Source organism: Chryseobacterium sp. SIMBA_038, assembly GCF_046535115.1.
Lineage (GTDB): Bacteria > Bacteroidota > Bacteroidia > Flavobacteriales > Weeksellaceae > Chryseobacterium.
The window spans coordinates 1-266 of the sequence record NZ_JAWRXH010000213.1 but is presented as its reverse complement, the minus strand read 5'-3'; the positions used below and the strand labels follow the sequence as shown (position 1 = coordinate 266).

At 35.0% G+C, this 266-nt stretch carries 1 pseudogene; it reads right to left on the bottom strand.

Annotation, left to right across the window (positions count from 1 at the left end):
* Positions 1-266: pseudogene (locus SB689_RS23325) on the bottom strand (M13 family peptidase); the annotation flags it as partial.

The following is a 266-nucleotide window of genomic DNA, read 5'->3' as shown; positions in this document are numbered from 1 at the left end:
AGTCTATGTTGGCAATGTGAGATTTGAATGATTTTAGAAGATAATCAATATAGGTTTCCATCTGCTGTTTTGCTTCCGGAGTAAAGTATTTGTCTACGTATAATTTACCAAAAGCCTCACCAAGAACAGTATTTACAAGGGTAAGACCTCTTTTGTTCATAGGACGTTGTTCTTTTTGGCCCTGTAGATCTTTTGCATAGAAATCAAATCTAATCTGCTCCAGACTTTCATCAAGGTTACTTGCATTACCATTAATCAAATGATAC